The sequence below is a fragment of the Xanthomonas sp. LF07-6 genome (genome assembly GCF_034105445.1).
Lineage (GTDB): Bacteria > Pseudomonadota > Gammaproteobacteria > Xanthomonadales > Xanthomonadaceae > Xanthomonas_A > Xanthomonas_A sontii.
Window position 1 is genome coordinate 232,301 of sequence record NZ_JAXGGI010000002.1, and the last position, 15,936, is coordinate 248,236.

Here is a 15,936-nt window from a genome sequence, read left to right on the forward strand (position 1 = left end):
TCTGCTAAGCTCCAAGCACTCCCGCCGTCCGCCGCGATGACCCGCATGCACGACGCCCCGCTGCTGCCCCCGGACGATGCCCAGACCCTGCAGCGTATCGCCGGCTGCGAGCAGATCGACCTGCTGCTGCCGGACTGCAACGGCCTGCTGCGCGGCAAGCGCATCGCCCGCGACGCGTTGTACAAGGTCTACCGCGAAGGGGTGTGCCTGCCGATGTCGCTGATCGCCACCGACATCACCGGCAATACCGTCGAGGAAACCGGGCTGGGCTACGACATCGGCGACGAGGATCGGCTGTGTTTCCCGGTGCCGGGCAGTCTGCGACCGGTGCCGTGGGCGCCGGTGCCCTCGGCGCAACTGCTGCTGGCGATGCAGGACGGCGCCGGCGGCGCGCTCGACTTCGCCCCGCGCCAGGTGCTGGCGCAGGTGCTGGCGCGCCTGCAGGCACGCGGGCTGACCCCGGTGATCGCGGTGGAGCTGGAGTTCTACCTGTTCGATCCGCACGCCGACGCGCACGGCCGCCCGCAGCCGCCGCTGCACGCCCACAGTGGACTGCGCAACGACAGCACCCAGGTCTATTACATGCAGGAACTGGACGACCAGCGCGGCTTCACCGACGCGGTCGCGCAGGCCTGCCGCGCGCAGGGCATCCCGGCCGACACCGCGGTCGCCGAATACGCGCCCGGCCAGTTCGAGATCAACCTCAAGCACCGCGCCGATGCGCTGGCCGCCTGCGACGATGCGGTGCTGCTCAAGCGCGCGATCAAGGCGATCGCGCAGCAGCAGGGCCTGCTCGCCAGCTTCATGGCCAAGCCGTTCGCCGCGCAATCCGGCAGCGGTCTGCACGTGCACGTGAGCCTGCTCGACGATGGCGGCCACAACGTGTTCGCTTGCACCCCGCAGGCGCCGGCTGCGCCGCTGCGCCATGCCATCGGCGGATTGCAGCACAGCGCCGAGGACTGCCTGCTGCTGTTCTCCCCGCACGCCAACAGCTACCGGCGCTTCGTCGCCAATGCCTTCGTCCCGCTCAACGACAGCTGGGGCTTCAACAACCGCACCGTGGCGATGCGGGTGCCGCACAGCGACCCGGCCAACACCCGCATCGAGCACCGCATCGCCGGCGCCGACGCCAACCCCTACCTGGTCGTCGCGGCGGTGCTGGCCGGCATCGAACACGGCCTGGCGCAGGGCCTAGACCCCGGCCCGCCGACCCAGGGCAACGCCTACGCGCAACACGCCGCACGCGAACCGGACTGGCGCAGCGCGATCGCCCGCTTCCTGGACAGCGACTTCGCCGCCACCGCGTTCGGCACGCGCTTCCGGCATATCTACGGCCAGCAGAAGCGCCGCGAGCTGCTGGACTTCCAGGCGCAGGTCAGCGATGTGGACTATCGCTGGTATTTGCGCACGGTTTGAAGGCTGGGAATCGGGCATGGTGAATCGGGAATCGAAAGCAGCGAGCGCGAAAGCGTCTGGAGCCCAGGATACGGTGCGCCTGGGCCATCACTGCAGTTCGCCGCCATGACCGGCGCTTCCCCCATTCCCCATTCCCGAGTCCCCATTCCCGGCGCGTCCTGGTACCTCGACAGCGCCGCACCATTCCCGGAACAGGAACCATTACGAAGCAAGGTACGCGCCGACGTATGCATCCTCGGCGCCGGCTATACCGGACTGAGTGCGGCGCTGGCCCTGGCCGAGGCCGGGTATCGGGTGGTGGTGCTGGAGGCGCAGCGGGTCGGCTGGGGTGCATCCGGGCGCAACGGCGGCCAGGCCATCGTCGGCTACGGCTGCGAGCAGCACACCCTGGAAGCCCTGCTCGGCCAGGACGATGCGCGGCTGCTGTTCGATTTCTCCCGCGACGGCATGCAGTTGCTGCGTACCCGCATCGCCCGCCATGGCATCGCCTGCGACTGGCGCGACGGCCATGCGCACGTGGCGATCAAGCCGCGCCAGGAACGCGCGTTGCGCGCCGGCATCATCGAGATGGCGCAGCGCTACGACTATCCGCTGCAATGGTGGGACCGCGCGCAGTTGCAGTCGCAGTTGCGCAGCCCACGCTACCTGGGGGCGATGTATGACGCGGCCAGCGGCCACCTGCATCCGCTGGACTACGCGCGTGGCCTGGCGCGGGCGGCGCTGGCGGCCGGGGTGCGCATTTACGAGCAGACGCCGGTCACGCAACTGGTTCGCGGCGCGCGACCGATCCTGCGCAGCGCGCACGGCGAGGTCGAGGGCGAGTTCGCCATCCTCGCCGGCAATGCCTGGCTGCGCGGCATCGCCCCGGAGCTGGAATCGCGGATCATGCCGGTCGGCACCTACATCGGCGCAAGCGCGCCGCTGGGCGAGGCGCTGGCGCGCGAACTGATCGGCAACGACATGGCAGTGGCCGACGTCAACTGGGCGCTGGACTACTTCCGCCTCAGCCGCGACCACCGGCTGCTGTTCGGCGGCCGCGCCAGCTATTCGTCGCTGCCGCCGCCCGGCCTGCGCGGGGTGATGACGCGGCGCATGCGCCGGGTGTTCCCGCAACTCCGCCAGGTCGAGATGGACTCGGTGTGGGGCGGCTACGTCGACATCACCCGCAACCGCGCCCCGCATTGGGGCCGGCTGACCCCGAACGTGTACTTCGCGCAGGGCTTCTCCGGCCACGGGGTGGCCGCCACCGGCCTGGCCGGGGCGGTCATCGCCGCGGCAATCGCCGGGCAGGCGCAGCGGCTGGACGTGTTCGCGCGGATCCCGCACGCGCCCTTTCCCGGCGGCCGCCTGCTGCGCACGCCGCTGCTGGTGGCGGCGATGTCCTGGTACAAGCTGCGCGACGCGCTCTGGTAGCCAGCGACGCACCCACGCCGCCCTCAAGTTTGCGCGCGCACGGCCGCTAACCGGGTTCCATTCCTGGATTGCCGCCCGCGAGGCATGCATGTCGCACCCGTTGTCGATCGCCCCGATCGCCCCCGACGGCAGCCCCGCACAGCAGCGCATCCTGCTGGTGGAAAACTCGCGCACCTTCACCGACCTGCTGCGCGCGGCGATCGAGCAACGGGTCGAACTGCCGGTCGTGGTGGTCTCCACCCTGGCCGAGGCCGCCGCCGCCCTGGATGACGGCGGTCCCTGGTTCCTGGCGCTGACCGGGCTGGTGCTGGCCGATGGCGACCGCGACACCGTCGTGGACTTCTTCGTCGCGCGCGGGCTGCCCACCGTGGTGGTCAGCGGGGTCTACGACGAGAGCCTGCGCAAGCGCATCCTGACCCAGCAGATCATCGACTTCGTCCTGAAGAACGCGCCGGACAGCATCGACTACCTGGCCTGGCTGGTGCAGCGACTGGCGCGCAACCGCTCCATCACCGCGCTGGTGGTGGACGACTCGCCGTCGGCGCGCGCCTACGCCGCCTCCCTGCTGTCGATGTACGGCTACCGCGTGGTCGAGGCCGCCGACGGTGCCGCCGGGCTGCGCGCGATCGAGGCCAATCCGTCCATCCGCCTGGCGGTGGTGGACCAGGAAATGCCGGGCATGGAAGGCGTGGAATTCACCCGCCGGCTGCGCGCATTGCGCGCGCGCGACATGCTGGCGGTGATCGGCCTGTCCGGCAACAACGACCCGTCGCTGGTACCGCGCTTCCTCAAGAACGGCGCCAACGACTTCCTGCGCAAGCCCTTCTCGCGCGAGGAGTTCTTCTGCCGGGTCTCGCAGAACGTGGATCAGCTGGAGCTGATCGGCACCCTGCAGGACCTGGCGACACGCGACTTCCTCACCAGCCTGCCCAACCGCCGGCACTTCCTCGAACAGAGCCAGCGCGTGCTGGCGAAGTGGCTGGCGCGGCAGGAGCCGGTCGGCGTGGCGATGCTCGACATCGACCACTTCAAGCACATCAACGACACCTTCGGCCACGAGGCCGGCGACGAAGCGCTGCGCGCGGTGGCGGCGACCCTGGCCGCGCACGCGCGCCCGCAGGACATGGTGGCGCGCTTCGGCGGCGAGGAATTCTGCATGCTGGTGCCGGGCCTGGCCCCCGCCGCGGCCGCCGATTACTTCGAAAGCCTGCGCGCGCGCATCGCCGACCTCGCGATTCCGCTGGGCATGCAGACCCTGCGTCTCACCATCAGCATCGGCGTCAGCAGCAGCGGCCCGCAGCGGCAGACCCTGCATCCGCTGCTGACCGAGGCCGACAAGTACCTGTACCTGGCCAAGGCCGGCGGCCGCAACCGGGTCGAACACGCGCCGCCGGCGGAGCCGGCGCTCAGCGACGCGGCCGCCTGATCGCCAGCAGGGCCAGCAAGGTCAGCAGCGCCGCCGCGCTGAGGTAGTAGCCCACCCACGGCAGGCCGTACTGCTTGGCCAGCCACACCGCGACATACGGCGCCGGCGCCGCACCGACGATGCCGGCCAGGTTGAACGCCAGCGAGGCGCCTGTGTAGCGCACCGGCACCGGATACAGTTCGGCCAGCAGCGTGCCGCAGGGGCCGTAGGTCAGGCCCATGAAGAAGAACCCCAGCGCCAGGAAGCCCAGCACCTGCCAGGGCTGCCCGGCCTGGAACAGCGGCGCGAAGAGCAGCCCGAACGCGACGATGGCCACACTGGCCACCAGCATCGCCGGGCGCGTGCCGCGGCGGTCGCCGTACCAGGCCGACAAGGGGATGCCGGCGGCGAAGAACAGGATGCCGACCATCTGCAGCAGCAGGAACTGCTCGCGGCTGTAGTGCAGCGTGGTGGTGCCGTAGCCCAGCGCGAACACCGTCATCAGGTAGAACAGCACGAAGGTCGCCAGCACGGCGAACGTGCCCAGCGCCGTCGCGCCGATGTGCTGCGAGAGCACCGTCTGCATCGGCAGGCGCACGCGCTCGTTGCGGTCCAGGGCGCGCTGGAAGTCCGGGGTCTCGTGGATGCGCAGGCGCACCCACAGCCCGGTGATCACCAGCAGGGCGCTGGCGACGAACGGAATGCGCCAGCCCCAGCGCAGGAACTGCGCCTCGTCCAGCAGCGCGCCCAGCAGCAGGAAGATGCCCGAACACAGCAGGAAGCCCAGCGGCGCGCCCAACTGCGGGAACATGCCGTACCAGGCGCGCTTGCCCGGCGGCGCGTTCTCGGTGGCCAGCAGCACCGCCCCGCCCCACTCCCCGCCCAGGCCCAGGCCCTGGCCGAAGCGGCACAGCACCAGCAGCGCCGGCGCCCACAGGCCGATCCGGTCGTAGCCGGGGAGCAGGCCGATCAGCACGGTGGACAGGCCCATGGTCAGCAGCGCCGCCACCAGCGTGGCCTTGCGGCCGATGCGGTCGCCGAAATGGCCGAACAGCGCCGATCCCAACGGCCGCGCGACGAAGGCCACGGCGAAGGTCGCCAGCGACTGCAACTGCGCCGCATCGGCATCGCCTTCGGGGAAGAACAGCTTGGGGAACACCAGCACCGCGGCGGTGGCGTAGATGTAAAAGTCGAAGAACTCGATGGTGGTGCCGACCAGGCTGGCCAGCAGCACGCGACGCGGCGAGTTGACGGGCGGAACGGGAGACGCGGCAACGGTCATGGAGGCGACATCGACGGGAAAGCCGGCAGATCATGGCAGCCCGGTCACGGCTTGTCTTCCGCCGCCACGCCGCCACTCAGGAAGGCAACTGCGCGCGACCGGCAGCGGTCAGCACTGCCAGCTCGCGTTCGCCGCGACGCTCCACCCGCACCCAGCCCGGCCCCGGCTGCCCGGCGAGTTCGGCATCGCCCAGCCAGGCCAGCGTGCGCAGCAGCACGCTCATGCGCACGTCCAGGCGCTTGCACACACGCGCCAGCGCCATGCCGTCCGGCGCCTCGGCCAGCAGGTGCAACAACCGCGCGGTCAGCAGCGGATCAGCGGACAAGCGCGACCCCGATGTCGCGCGGGCCGGCCGCTGCGGCGTCGGCCAGATGCGCGGTGACCACCACCGGAATCGATTTGGAGGTCGGCGTGCGCGCCTCGTCGGCGAAGCTGGACAAGGGCACCAGCGCATTGGTTTCGGGGTAATAGGCCGCCAGGCAGCCACGCGGGATGTTGTACTCGACCAGCAGGAAGCGCTTGGCCTGGCGCGGCACGCCGTCCTCGCAGAGGCTGTGCAGGTCCACCCAGTCGCCGGCGCGCATGCCCAGGTCGGCGATGTCGGCGGCGTTGATGAACAGCACGCGGCGCTCGCCGAACACGCCGCGGTAGCGGTCGTCCAGGCCGTAGATGGTGGTGTTGTACTGGTCGTGCGAGCGCGTGGTCGCCAGGGTGAACACCAGTTGCCCGGGGTGCTGACGGCGCGCGCGGTGGATCGGATTGTCGGTGGGCACCGCATGCACCTTGAACACCGCGCGGCCCTCCGGCGTGTCCCATTCGCGGTCGCGCGCGCCGTTGGACAGGCGGAAGCCGCCCGGCACGCGCACCCGCGCGTTGAAGTCGGCGAAGTCGTCGAACATCTGCCCGATCAGGTCGCGGATGCGGTCGTAGTCGGCCACCAGCCAGCGCCAGCGTATCGCGCTGCGCGCCCCCAGCGTGGCCTCGGCCAGCCGCGCCACGATCGCCGGCTCGGACAGCAACTGCGGCGAGGCCGGTGGATTGATGCCGCCGGACAGGTGCACCATGCTCATCGAATCCTCGACGCTGACGTGCTGCGGCCCGCCCTCCTGGATGTCGATCTCGGTGCGGCCCAGGCATGGCAGGATCAGCGCGTCGCGGCCGTGCACCAGATGGCTGCGGTTGAGCTTGGTGGTGACGTGCACAGTGAGGTCGCAGCGACGCAGCGCGCGGTGGGTGGCATCGGTGTCGGGCGTGGCGGTGGCGAAGTTGCCACCCATGGCGAAGAACACCTTGGCGCGGCCGTCGGCCATCGCCTCGATCGCACCGACCGTGTCGTAACCGGGCGCGCGCGGCGGGGCGAAGCCGAACACCGCCTGCAGCCGGTCCAGGAACGCTTCCGGCGGCTTCTCGTAGATCATCATCGTGCGGTCGCCCTGCACGTTGCTGTGGCCGCGCACCGGGCAGGCGCCGGCGCCGGGACGGCCGAGATGGCCGCGCAGCAGGAGCAGGTTGGCGATCATCTGGATGGTCGCCACCGAATGCTTGTGCTGGGTGATGCCCATGCCCCAGCAGGCGATCAGCCGCTCGGCCTTGAGGTAGATCTCGCCGGCCTTGCGCAGTTCGGCCTCGCTCAGCCCGGACTCCTCGACGATGGTGTCCCACGGCTCGGCCGCGACCTCGGCGGCGAAGGCCTCGAAGCCGACGGTATGGCCGGCGATGAACTCCAGGTCCAGCAGCCGCGGCTGGCCACTGCTGGCCGCCTCGGCGTCGCGCTCCAGCACATGTTTGATGATGCCCTTCACCGCCGCCAGATCGCCGCCGATCTTGAGCTGGAAGTAGTCCGAGGAGATGCGCGTAGAACCGTTGTGCAGCATCTGCAGCTTGTCCTGCGGATCGGCGAACTTCTCCAGGCCGCGTTCGCGCAGCGGATTGAACGAGACGATCGCCGCGCCGCGCTTGGCCGCCTGGCGCAGTTCGCCGAGCATGCGCGGGTGGTTGGTGCCGGGGTTCTGGCCGAAGATGAAGATCGCATCGGCCAGTTCGAAATCCTGCAGCGACACCGTGCCCTTGCCGACCCCGATCTGCGCCTTGAGCGCGGTGCCGGACGGCTCGTGACACATGTTGGAGCAGTCCGGGAAGTTGTTGGTGCCGAACTCGCGCACGAACAGCTGGTACAGGAACGCGGCCTCGTTGCTGGTGCGGCCGGAAGTGTAGAAGATCGCCTCGTTCGGCGAGGCCAGGCCATTGAGGTGCCGGGCGATCAGCGCGAACGCGTCGTCCCAGTCGATCGGCACGTAGTGGTCGGTGTCGGCGTCGTAGCGCAGCGGCTGGGTCAGCCGGCCCTGCCCTTCCAGCCAGTAGTCGCTGTAGCGGGCCAGTTGCGCGACGCTGTGCTGGGCGAACAGCTCGGGGGTGGCGCGGCGTGCGGTGGATTCGGCGGCCACCGCCTTGGCGCCGTTCTCGCAGAACTCGAAGGTGGAGGTGTGGTCGCGGTCGGGCCAGGCGCAGCCGGGGCAGTCGAAGCCGTCGGGCTGGTTGACGTGCAGCAGGGTCTTGGCGCCCTGCACCGCCACGTCCTGCTCCATCAGGTGCTTGGCCACCGCGCGCAACGCCCCCCAACCGCCGGCCGGTTGCGTGTAGGGCTGGATGGTCTTCTTGCTCATGCGGGCTCTCCGGCGGGTTCTGTGTGCGCTAGGCGCTGCGGATGGCTGTAGACGACGTAATCGTGATCGCGGGCGAAGCCGATCAGGGTGAGGCCGGCGCTGTCGGCGAGCGCGATGGCCAGCGCGGTGGGCGCGGAAATGGCGGCCAGCAACGGGATACCGGCCTGCGTGGCCTTCATCGCCATTTCGTAGCTGGCACGGCTGGTGACCACCGCGAAGCCGGCGCCCGGGTCGAGGCCGGCGCCGGCCAGCGCGCCGATCAGCTTGTCCAGCGCGTTGTGGCGGCCGACGTCCTCGCGGATCAGCTGCAGCTGGCCCTGCGCATCGGCCCAGGCCGCGGCATGGGTCGCGCCGGTCAGCGCGTTGAGGGTCTGCTGCGCGCGCAGCGCGCGAAGCGCCTGGGCCAGCGCCGCGGGCGCGATCGGGGTGCCGGCCGGCACCGGCCGCGGCGCGCGCAACACCGCCTCCAGCGATTCGCTGCCGCACACGCCGCAGCCGCTGCGCCCGTCCAGGTTGCGGCGCCGCGCCTGTAAGGCCGCCGCCTGCGCTGGCGGAACCTGCAGGCGCAGCGACACGCCTTCCAGATACGTTTCCACCGCCTCGATGCGCAACTGCGCCGGCACCTCGACGATGCCCTCGCTGAGCGAGAAGCCCAGCGCGAAATCCTCCAGGTCTTCCGGCGTGGCCATCATCACCACGAACGGCGTGTCGTTGTAGACGAACGCCACCGGCACCTCGGCCGCGACCAGGTCCTGGGCGACGGCCGTGCGCCCGTCGCGGTGGCGACGCACGCCGCGCGCGACCGCACCTGGCCTGGATGACGCACCCGAATACATCGCGACCCTCCGGACTCAGTGGAACAGCACGAACGCATTCTGCCGTGCGACGGGGATGCCGGGGCACTCCCGTCGCTCGGCCGCACCATGGGCAGCGGTGGCCGCCGTCGGCGACCGTGCCGCACGCCGGAAGGCCTTCCGCGGCTGCCGCCTCCCCGCGTCAGCCCACGACCAGCTTCATGCGGGCGCCCAATCGGACACGCCTTGCTACCTACCAAGGATGCTACAGCGTCGTGTTGTACACCTGTGAGGGCGGCAGGCCAATCGCCACTGGCAACGCGGGTCACGCCCTGCCAACCCGACCCGCGCACGTGCGGGCTGAAGCGCCGGCCAGCGCCTGGCCGAGCCACCCGGTCCCCCGCGCGTGTGGGCACGCTGCCGTTTCCAAGCGCCCGCGCAGGCACACCCAGCGACCTGCGACGGATGCCGCCCCCTTTCAACAGCCGCGTCCCCAACCCGGCTGCGATCAGCACCGCGGCGCACGGCAGGCGCCTTTCCTTGTGCGCTGCAAGAAGCCCCAGCGCAAGGCGCGTCGTGGCGACGCACGCCGCCACCACATCGCGCGCCCGCCATCACCCGCCGGTCGGGTAGGCTGGCGGCCCCACGTTTGCGAAACCGTCCCCCATGCCCATCCCGTTCCGCCTCTGCCTTGCCGCCGGCCTTGTGCTGCTCGACACCCACACCGCCAACGCCGCCGATCTTCCCGCCGATGTGCTGCGCCAGGTGCCGGCCGGCTACCAGCCGCTGGCGCAGCTGCAGGCCGATCTCGATGGCGACGGCCGCGCCGATTACCTGGTCGCGCTGCAGCAGCGCGGCGAGGCGCAGCGCGATCCGGCCCCGGCGCGACCGCTGCTGATCTTCGTGCAGCAGGCCGACGGCAACTACCGGCTGGCGGCGCGCAACGACCGGGTGATCCTCAAGCGCGACGAGGGCGGCCAGTGCGATCCGTTCACCGATGGCGACGAACCGTTCGCCGCCAAGGGTCGCTACTTCACCGTGCAGAACGGGGTCTCCTGCGGCCAGCACTGGACCGACTTCATCACCTTCCGCTACGACACGCAGCGCAAGCAGTGGTTGTTCCACAAGCGCATCCAGCAGCGCTGGGAGATGAACCCCAATCCTTCGCCCGACGCCGAGGCGCTGGTCAAGGACGGCGACCAGGTGCAGTCGGCCGATCCGCGGCACCCAGTCGCCTTCGCCGATTACCTGCCGCGCTGAGGCGCGGACGCGCCGCGGCGGCGGCACGGCATTGCTACCGAGACACACCGCCCGGCCCGGCGCTGCGCGCATGCCGGACCGGGCACCGGTCGAATGCCGGGTCCGAATACGGCCAGCGCGGGATCGCGGCGAGCGGCACGCTGCGCGCTCCATTCGTTACTGGAGCGCCCATGTCCAGCTTCCGCTGCGTCGGCCTGCCGGCCGCCGCGTTCGACCCGCTGTTCGATCTCGACGACGCACAGCTGCAGGCACGTCACGCGCGGCGCCTCCGCGCCGACAGCGCGCTCGGCTATCCCTGCCGGATCAGCCTGGAGGACGCTCGGCCCGGCGAGGAACTGCTGTTGCTGCACTACCTGCACCAACCCGCGCAGACCCCGTACCGCGCCGCCGGCCCGATCTACGTGCGCCGCCACGTCGCCACCGCCACACCGGCGCCGGGCGAAGTACCCGATGCCATCGTCCGCCGCCTGATCTCGCTGCGCGGTTACGACGCCGGCGACATGCTGATCGCCGCCGACGTGCAGCCCGGCGAACGCATCGCCACCGCGATCGCCTGCGCCTTCGCCGACCCGCAGGTGCGTTACCTGCACCTGCATCATGCGCGGCAGGGCTGTTTCGCGTGCCGGGTGGAGCGGGAGCCGGGATTGGGGAGTCGGGATCGGGGATGAGTGGCTGCGCCGCGACCTGGAACGCCCCCGGCGTTGCAGGAGCGGCTTCAGCCGCGATGAGCACTACCGGAAACGCCAATCGCCGCTGAAGACGCTCCTACGACATCCGCAGCCGCAACCCCGCTTTTCACCAATCCCGAATCCCCAATCCCGAATCCCCGCTACTCACCCAGATTGATCCACGTCGCCTTCATCTCCGTGTACTTGTCGAAGGCGTGCAGCGACTTGTCGCGGCCGTTGCCCGATTGCTTGTAGCCGCCGAACGGGGCGGTCATATCGCCGCCATCCCAGTAGTTCACCCACACGCTGCCGGCGCGCAGCTTGCGCGCCACGCGGTGCGCGCGGCCGATGTCGCGGGTCCACACGCCCGCCGCCAGGCCGTAGTCGCTGTCGTTGGCCATGCGCAGGGCGTGCGCCTCGTCGTCGAAGGCGATCACCGACAGCACCGGGCCGAAGATCTCCTCGCGGGCGATGGTGTGTTCGTGGCCGACCTCGTCGAAGATGGTCGGCTCCACGTAGCAGCCGCCGGGCACCACTTCCACGCGCTTGCCGCCGAGCAGCAGGCGCGCGCCTTCGGCGTTGCCGCGGGCGATGTAGTCGAGCACGCGGTGGGTCTGGGTCTCGTCCACCAGCGCGCCCATCGCCGCGTCGTCGTCGAACGGATGCCGCGGCTGCAGCGCGCGGCCGGCGGCGACCACGCGCTCGACGAAGGCATCTTTGATCGAACGCTCCACCAGCAGCCGCGAGGCGGCGGTGCAGACTTCGCCCTGGTTGTAGAAGATCGCCGCGGCGGCCGCCTGCGCCGCCTGTTCCAGGTCCAGCGCATCGGCGAACACCAGGTTCGGGCTCTTGCCGCCGCATTCCATGTACGCGCGTTTCATATTCGACAACCCGGCGCACTGCAGCAGGCGCCGGCCGACCGCGGTGGAGCCGGTGAACACCAGCCCGTCCACGTCCATGTGCAGCGCCAGCGGCTCGCCGGCACCCTTGCCGAAGCCCGGCACCACGTTGAATACGCCGTCGGGAATGCCCGCCTCGGCGACCAGTTCGGCCAGGCGCAACGCGCTCAGCGGCGATTTCTCCGACGGTTTCAGCACCACCGAGTTGCCGGCGGCCAGCGCCGGGGCGATCTTCCATGCGGCCATCAGCAGCGGGAAATTCCACGGCACGATCGCGCCGACCACGCCCAGCGGCTCGCGGGTGATCAGGCCCAGTTCGTCCTGTCCGGTCGGCGCCACTTCGCCGTACAGCTTGTCCACCGCCTCGGCGGTCCAGGACAGGCAGCGCACCGTCGCCGCCAGGTCCACCGCGCGCGCATCGCGCACCGGCTTGCCCATGTCCAGCGATTCCAGCAACGCCAGTTCGTCGGCATGGCGTTCGACCAACTGGGCCAACGCCAGCAGGGTCTTCTTGCGCTGCGCGGGCTTGGCCTGCGACCAGTGCCCGGCCTCGAAACTACGCCGCGCCGCGGCCACCGCGCGGTCGATGTCCGCGGCCTCGCCCTCGGCCACGCGGCCGAGCAGGCGGCCATCGATCGGGCTGATGCAGTCGAAGGTCTTGCCACTGGCGGCATCGACGTAGCGGCCGTCGATGAAGGCCTGGGTCCGCGGACGCAGCGTGTCGGCCAGCGCCTGCCAGGCGTCGCGGGTGCGGGGTGCGGTCATCGGAAACTCCTGCTGCGGCGGAAGGATCGGAAGCACGCGACGGCGGGCGGCGCGGCGTGCATGCGAGTCAGAAGGTGGCCGGCGTATTGGCGCTGACCAGCACCGCGGTGTCGCGGCCGACGTTGCGGAACCGGTGCGGCACCCGGCTTTCGAAATAGTAGCCCTCGCCCGCGCGCAGCACCCGCACCTGGCTGCCGACGGTGATCTCCACCTCACCGGCCACCACCACCCCGCCCTCTTCGCCGTCGTGCACCAGCATCGCGCTGCCGGTGTCGCTGCCGGGCGGCATCACCTCGCGCAGGATGCACATCTGCCGCTGCGGGCGATGCCGGCCGACCAGGTAGTAATGGATGCCGTCGCTGCCGACGTCGGGCAGTTCGTCGGCGCGGTAGAACGGCGCATCGGCCTCGCCCGGGTCCAGGTCCTGGGTGAAGAATTCGGCCAGCGAGATCGGGATGCCATCCAGCACCTTCTTCAGCGAACTGACCGACGGGCTGACCTTGTTCTGCTCGATCAGCGAGATGGTGCTGTTGGTCACGCCCACCCGCTTGGCCAACTCGCGCTGGCTCAGGCCGTGGGCGGTGCGAACCCGATGCAGGCGGGCGCCGATATCCATCGCGAATGGGAACGCCGGTGGCGGTGTTGCCGGATACTTTACACGCCCGCCCCGGACGGTCAATTTCGGGCGGCGCGCCCGTGTTGCGGCGCAACCAGGAAAAGCCCGCCCGATTCGCGCGAATTGCGACACCCCGGGTCACACCCGGCGCAGCGCCATGGTGTAAAGTTTTTTCAACATCCCTCGCGTGGAGCCTGCGATGCGCCCTCAGCCGCCCCTCTCGTCCCAGGCGCTGTCCGACCATTACGCCGCGCAGGCCACCCGCGCGCCGGACACGCTGGAGGCGTTCTGGATGCCGTTCACCGCCAACCGCCAGTTCAAGGCGCGGCCGCGGCTGCTGGCCTCGGCCGAGGGCATGCACTATCGCAGCGTGGACGGGCGCCAGATCCTCGACGGCACCGCCGGGCTGTGGTGCTGCAACGCCGGCCACGCGCGGCCGCGCATCGTCGAGGCGGTGGCACGGCAGATCGCCACGCTGGATTTCGCGCCGACCTTCCAGATGGGCTCGCCGTTGCCGTTCGTGCTGGCCGAGCGGCTGGTGGAACTGGCGCCGCCGGGCCTGGACCACGTGTTCTACACCAACTCCGGCTCCGAGTCGGTGGACACCGCGCTGAAGATCGCACTCGCCTACCACCGCGCCCGCGGCGAGGGCCAGCGCACGCGCTTCATCGGCCGCGAGAAGGGCTACCACGGGGTCGGCTTCGGCGGCATTTCGGTCGGCGGCCTGCCGAACAACCGCAAGGCGTTCGGCCCGCTGCTGCCGGGCGTGGACCATCTGCGGCACACGCTCGACCTGGAGCGCAATGCGTTCTCGCGCGGCCTGCCGACGCATGGCGCGGAACTGGCCGAGGACCTGGAGCGGCTGGTGACGCTGCACGACGCCTCCACCATCGCCGCGGTGATCATCGAGCCGATCTCCGGCTCGGCCGGGGTCGTGCTGCCGCCGCACGGCTATTTGCAGCGCATCCGCGAACTGTGCGACAAGCACGGCATCCTGCTGATCTTCGACGAGGTCATCACCGGCTACGGACGCGTCGGCCACGCCTTCGCCGCGCAGCGCTTCGGGGTGACCCCGGACATGATCACCACCGCCAAGGGCCTGACCAACGGCTGCGTGCCGATGGGCGCGGTGTTCGTGTCCCACGCCATCCACGAGGCCTTCGCGCACGGTGCGGCCAACGCCATCGACCTGTTCCACGGCTATACCTACTCCGGCCATCCGCTGGCCTGCGCCGCCGCGCTGGCGACGCTGGACACCTATGCCGAGGAACAGTTGTTCGACAAGGCGATCGAACTGGGCCCGGTGTGGGAGGAGGCGATCCACCGGCTGCGCGATCTGCCGCACGTCATCGACATCCGCAACTTCGGCCTGATCGGCGCGATCGAACTGGCGCCGCGCAAGGGCGCGCCCGGCGCGCGCGCCTACGAGATCTTCGAGCGCTGCTTCCACGAAGGCGACCTGCTGATTCGCGTCACCGGCGACACCATCGCGCTGTCGCCGCCGCTGATCGTGGAAGCCACGCACATCGAGCGCATCTTCGCGGTGCTGGCGGACATGATCCGCAGCACGCCCTGACCCCTCCCTCACCCAACCCACCGCCCGCGCTCCCCACGCGCCGCGTCTGCCTGGAGAACCGCTCATGCTGGTCGGCGTTCCGAAAGAGATCAAGAACCACGAGTACCGGATCGGGCTGACCCCGTCCGGAGTGCGCGAACTGGTGCTGCACGGCCACCAGGTGCTGGTGCAGCGCGGCGGCGGCCAGTCCATCGGCCTCACCGATGCCGAGTACGAGCGCGCCGGCGCACGCATCGCCGAGGATGCGGCCAGCGTGTTCGCGCAGGCCGAGATGATCGTCAAGGTCAAGGAGCCGCAGCCGGAGGAATGCGCGATGCTGCGCCCCGGGCAACTGCTGTTCACCTATCTGCACCTGGCGCCGGATCCGCAGCAGGCCGCGGCACTGCAGCGCTCCGGCTGCACCGCCATCGCCTACGAGACCGTCACAGATGGCCACGGCGGCCTGCCGCTGCTGGCGCCGATGAGCGAGGTCGCCGGGCGCATGGCGATCCAGGCAGGCGCGCATGCGCTGGAGAAGGCGCAGGGCGGCTCGGGCGTGCTGCTCGGCGGCGTGCCCGGGGTCAAGCCGGCGCAGGTGCTGGTGATCGGCGGCGGCGTGGTCGGCATCAACGCCGCGCGCATGGCGATGGGCCTGCACGCGCGGGTGACGGTGCTGGACCGCTCGCTGGAGCGGCTCAAGTACCTGGACGAGCTCTACGGCCAGCAGCTGACCACGCTGTACTCCACCCGCGATGCGATCGAGCAGTGCCTGCCGCACACCGACCTGGTGATCGGCGCGGTGCTGATCCCCGGCGCGGCCGCGCCCAAGCTGGTGTCGCGCGACCAACTGGCGCTGCTGCGGCCCGGCTCGGTGCTGGTGGACGTGGCGATCGACCAGGGCGGCTGCTTCGAGACCAGCCACCCGACCACGCACCAGCAGCCGACCTACGAGGTCGACGGCATCGTGCATTACTGCGTGGCCAACATGCCCGGCGGCGTCGCCCGCACCTCCACCTTCGCCCTGACCAACGCCACCCTGCCGTTCGTGCTGCTGCTGGCCGAACACGGGCTGCAGGCGCTGCGCGACGACCAGGACCTGCGCAACGGCCTCAACGTGCACGCCGGCAAGCTCACCCACCGCGCGGTGGCGCAGGCGTTGGGCCAGGAGTTCGTGCGGCCGCTGGACGCGCTGGGCTGACG

At 70.5% G+C, this 15,936-nt stretch carries 13 protein-coding genes; 7 read left to right on the forward strand and 6 right to left on the reverse strand.

Annotated features, from left to right (window positions below; translation table 11 throughout):
• The first annotated feature begins 36 nt into the window (after nucleotides 1–36).
• From SLW56_RS05565 to SLW56_RS05575, 3 genes are all read left to right on the forward strand, one after another.
• Complete coding sequence (locus tag SLW56_RS05565; RefSeq protein ID WP_320694464.1) at nucleotides 37–1,416, forward strand: glutamine synthetase family protein; 1,380 nt, start codon at nucleotides 37–39, stop codon at nucleotides 1,414–1,416.
• A gap of 105 nt (nucleotides 1,417–1,521) precedes the next feature.
• A complete protein-coding gene (locus SLW56_RS05570) occupies nucleotides 1,522–2,829 on the forward strand; it encodes an FAD-binding oxidoreductase (RefSeq protein WP_320694465.1) in 1,308 nt (435 codons plus the stop codon).
• A gap of 88 nt (nucleotides 2,830–2,917) precedes the next feature.
• Nucleotides 2,918–4,255: a diguanylate cyclase gene (locus SLW56_RS05575; protein WP_267103133.1), complete on the forward strand. Its 1,338-nt coding sequence runs from the start codon at nucleotides 2,918–2,920 to the stop codon at nucleotides 4,253–4,255.
• On the opposite strand, the gene SLW56_RS05580 is transcribed toward SLW56_RS05575, so the two are convergent.
• The 4 genes from SLW56_RS05580 to fdhD all read right to left on the reverse strand — a co-directional run bounded on the left by SLW56_RS05580 (nucleotide 4,236) and on the right by fdhD (nucleotide 9,015).
• Complete coding sequence (locus SLW56_RS05580; RefSeq protein WP_320694466.1) at nucleotides 4,236–5,516, reverse strand: MFS transporter; 1,281 nt, start codon at nucleotides 5,514–5,516, stop codon at nucleotides 4,236–4,238. The genes SLW56_RS05575 and SLW56_RS05580 overlap by 20 nt on opposite strands.
• A gap of 76 nt (nucleotides 5,517–5,592) precedes the next feature.
• Nucleotides 5,593–5,841 carry a hypothetical protein gene (locus SLW56_RS05585; RefSeq protein WP_320694467.1) on the reverse strand — a complete coding sequence of 83 codons (249 nt, stop codon included), beginning with the start codon at nucleotides 5,839–5,841 and terminating at the stop codon, nucleotides 5,593–5,595.
• The gene (locus tag SLW56_RS05590) at nucleotides 5,831–8,179 is read right to left on the reverse strand and encodes an FdhF/YdeP family oxidoreductase (protein ID WP_017908411.1); all 2,349 of its coding nucleotides are present in this window, start codon (nucleotides 8,177–8,179) and stop codon (nucleotides 5,831–5,833) included. Before SLW56_RS05590 ends, SLW56_RS05585 begins: the two co-directional genes overlap by 11 nt.
• A complete protein-coding gene (gene fdhD / locus SLW56_RS05595) occupies nucleotides 8,176–9,015 on the reverse strand; it encodes a formate dehydrogenase accessory sulfurtransferase FdhD (protein ID WP_320694468.1) in 840 nt (279 codons plus the stop codon). Before fdhD ends, SLW56_RS05590 begins: the two co-directional genes overlap by 4 nt.
• 624 nt (nucleotides 9,016–9,639) lie before the next feature.
• On the opposite strand from fdhD, the gene SLW56_RS05600 reads away from it, so the two are divergent.
• The gene (locus tag SLW56_RS05600) at nucleotides 9,640–10,233 is read left to right on the forward strand and encodes a hypothetical protein (RefSeq protein WP_320694469.1); all 594 of its coding nucleotides are present in this window, start codon (nucleotides 9,640–9,642) and stop codon (nucleotides 10,231–10,233) included.
• Between the two features lie 170 nt (nucleotides 10,234–10,403).
• Nucleotides 10,404–10,901 carry a DUF1203 domain-containing protein gene (locus SLW56_RS05605; RefSeq protein WP_267101391.1) on the forward strand — a complete coding sequence of 166 codons (498 nt, stop codon included), beginning with the start codon at nucleotides 10,404–10,406 and terminating at the stop codon, nucleotides 10,899–10,901.
• A gap of 161 nt (nucleotides 10,902–11,062) precedes the next feature.
• Here SLW56_RS05605 and SLW56_RS05610 read toward each other — a convergent pair whose 3' ends face one another.
• On the reverse strand, nucleotides 11,063–12,565 hold the full coding sequence (locus SLW56_RS05610; RefSeq protein ID WP_320694470.1) for an aldehyde dehydrogenase: 1,503 nt from the start codon (nucleotides 12,563–12,565) through the stop codon (nucleotides 11,063–11,065).
• Nucleotides 12,566–12,632: 67 nt separating this feature from the next.
• A complete protein-coding gene (locus SLW56_RS05615) occupies nucleotides 12,633–13,181 on the reverse strand; it encodes a cupin domain-containing protein (RefSeq protein ID WP_267111551.1) in 549 nt (182 codons plus the stop codon).
• A 199-nt stretch (nucleotides 13,182–13,380) separates the two neighbouring features.
• On the opposite strand from SLW56_RS05615, the gene SLW56_RS05620 reads away from it, so the two are divergent.
• Together SLW56_RS05620 and ald are read left to right on the forward strand one after the other, a co-directional pair.
• Nucleotides 13,381–14,757 (forward strand): aspartate aminotransferase family protein, encoded by a 1,377-nt coding sequence (locus SLW56_RS05620; RefSeq protein WP_267103415.1) that lies wholly within the window; start codon nucleotides 13,381–13,383, stop codon nucleotides 14,755–14,757.
• A gap of 64 nt (nucleotides 14,758–14,821) precedes the next feature.
• A complete protein-coding gene (ald, locus tag SLW56_RS05625) occupies nucleotides 14,822–15,934 on the forward strand; it encodes an alanine dehydrogenase (RefSeq protein ID WP_295967669.1) in 1,113 nt (370 codons plus the stop codon).
• Nucleotides 15,935–15,936: the final 2 nt, after the last annotated feature.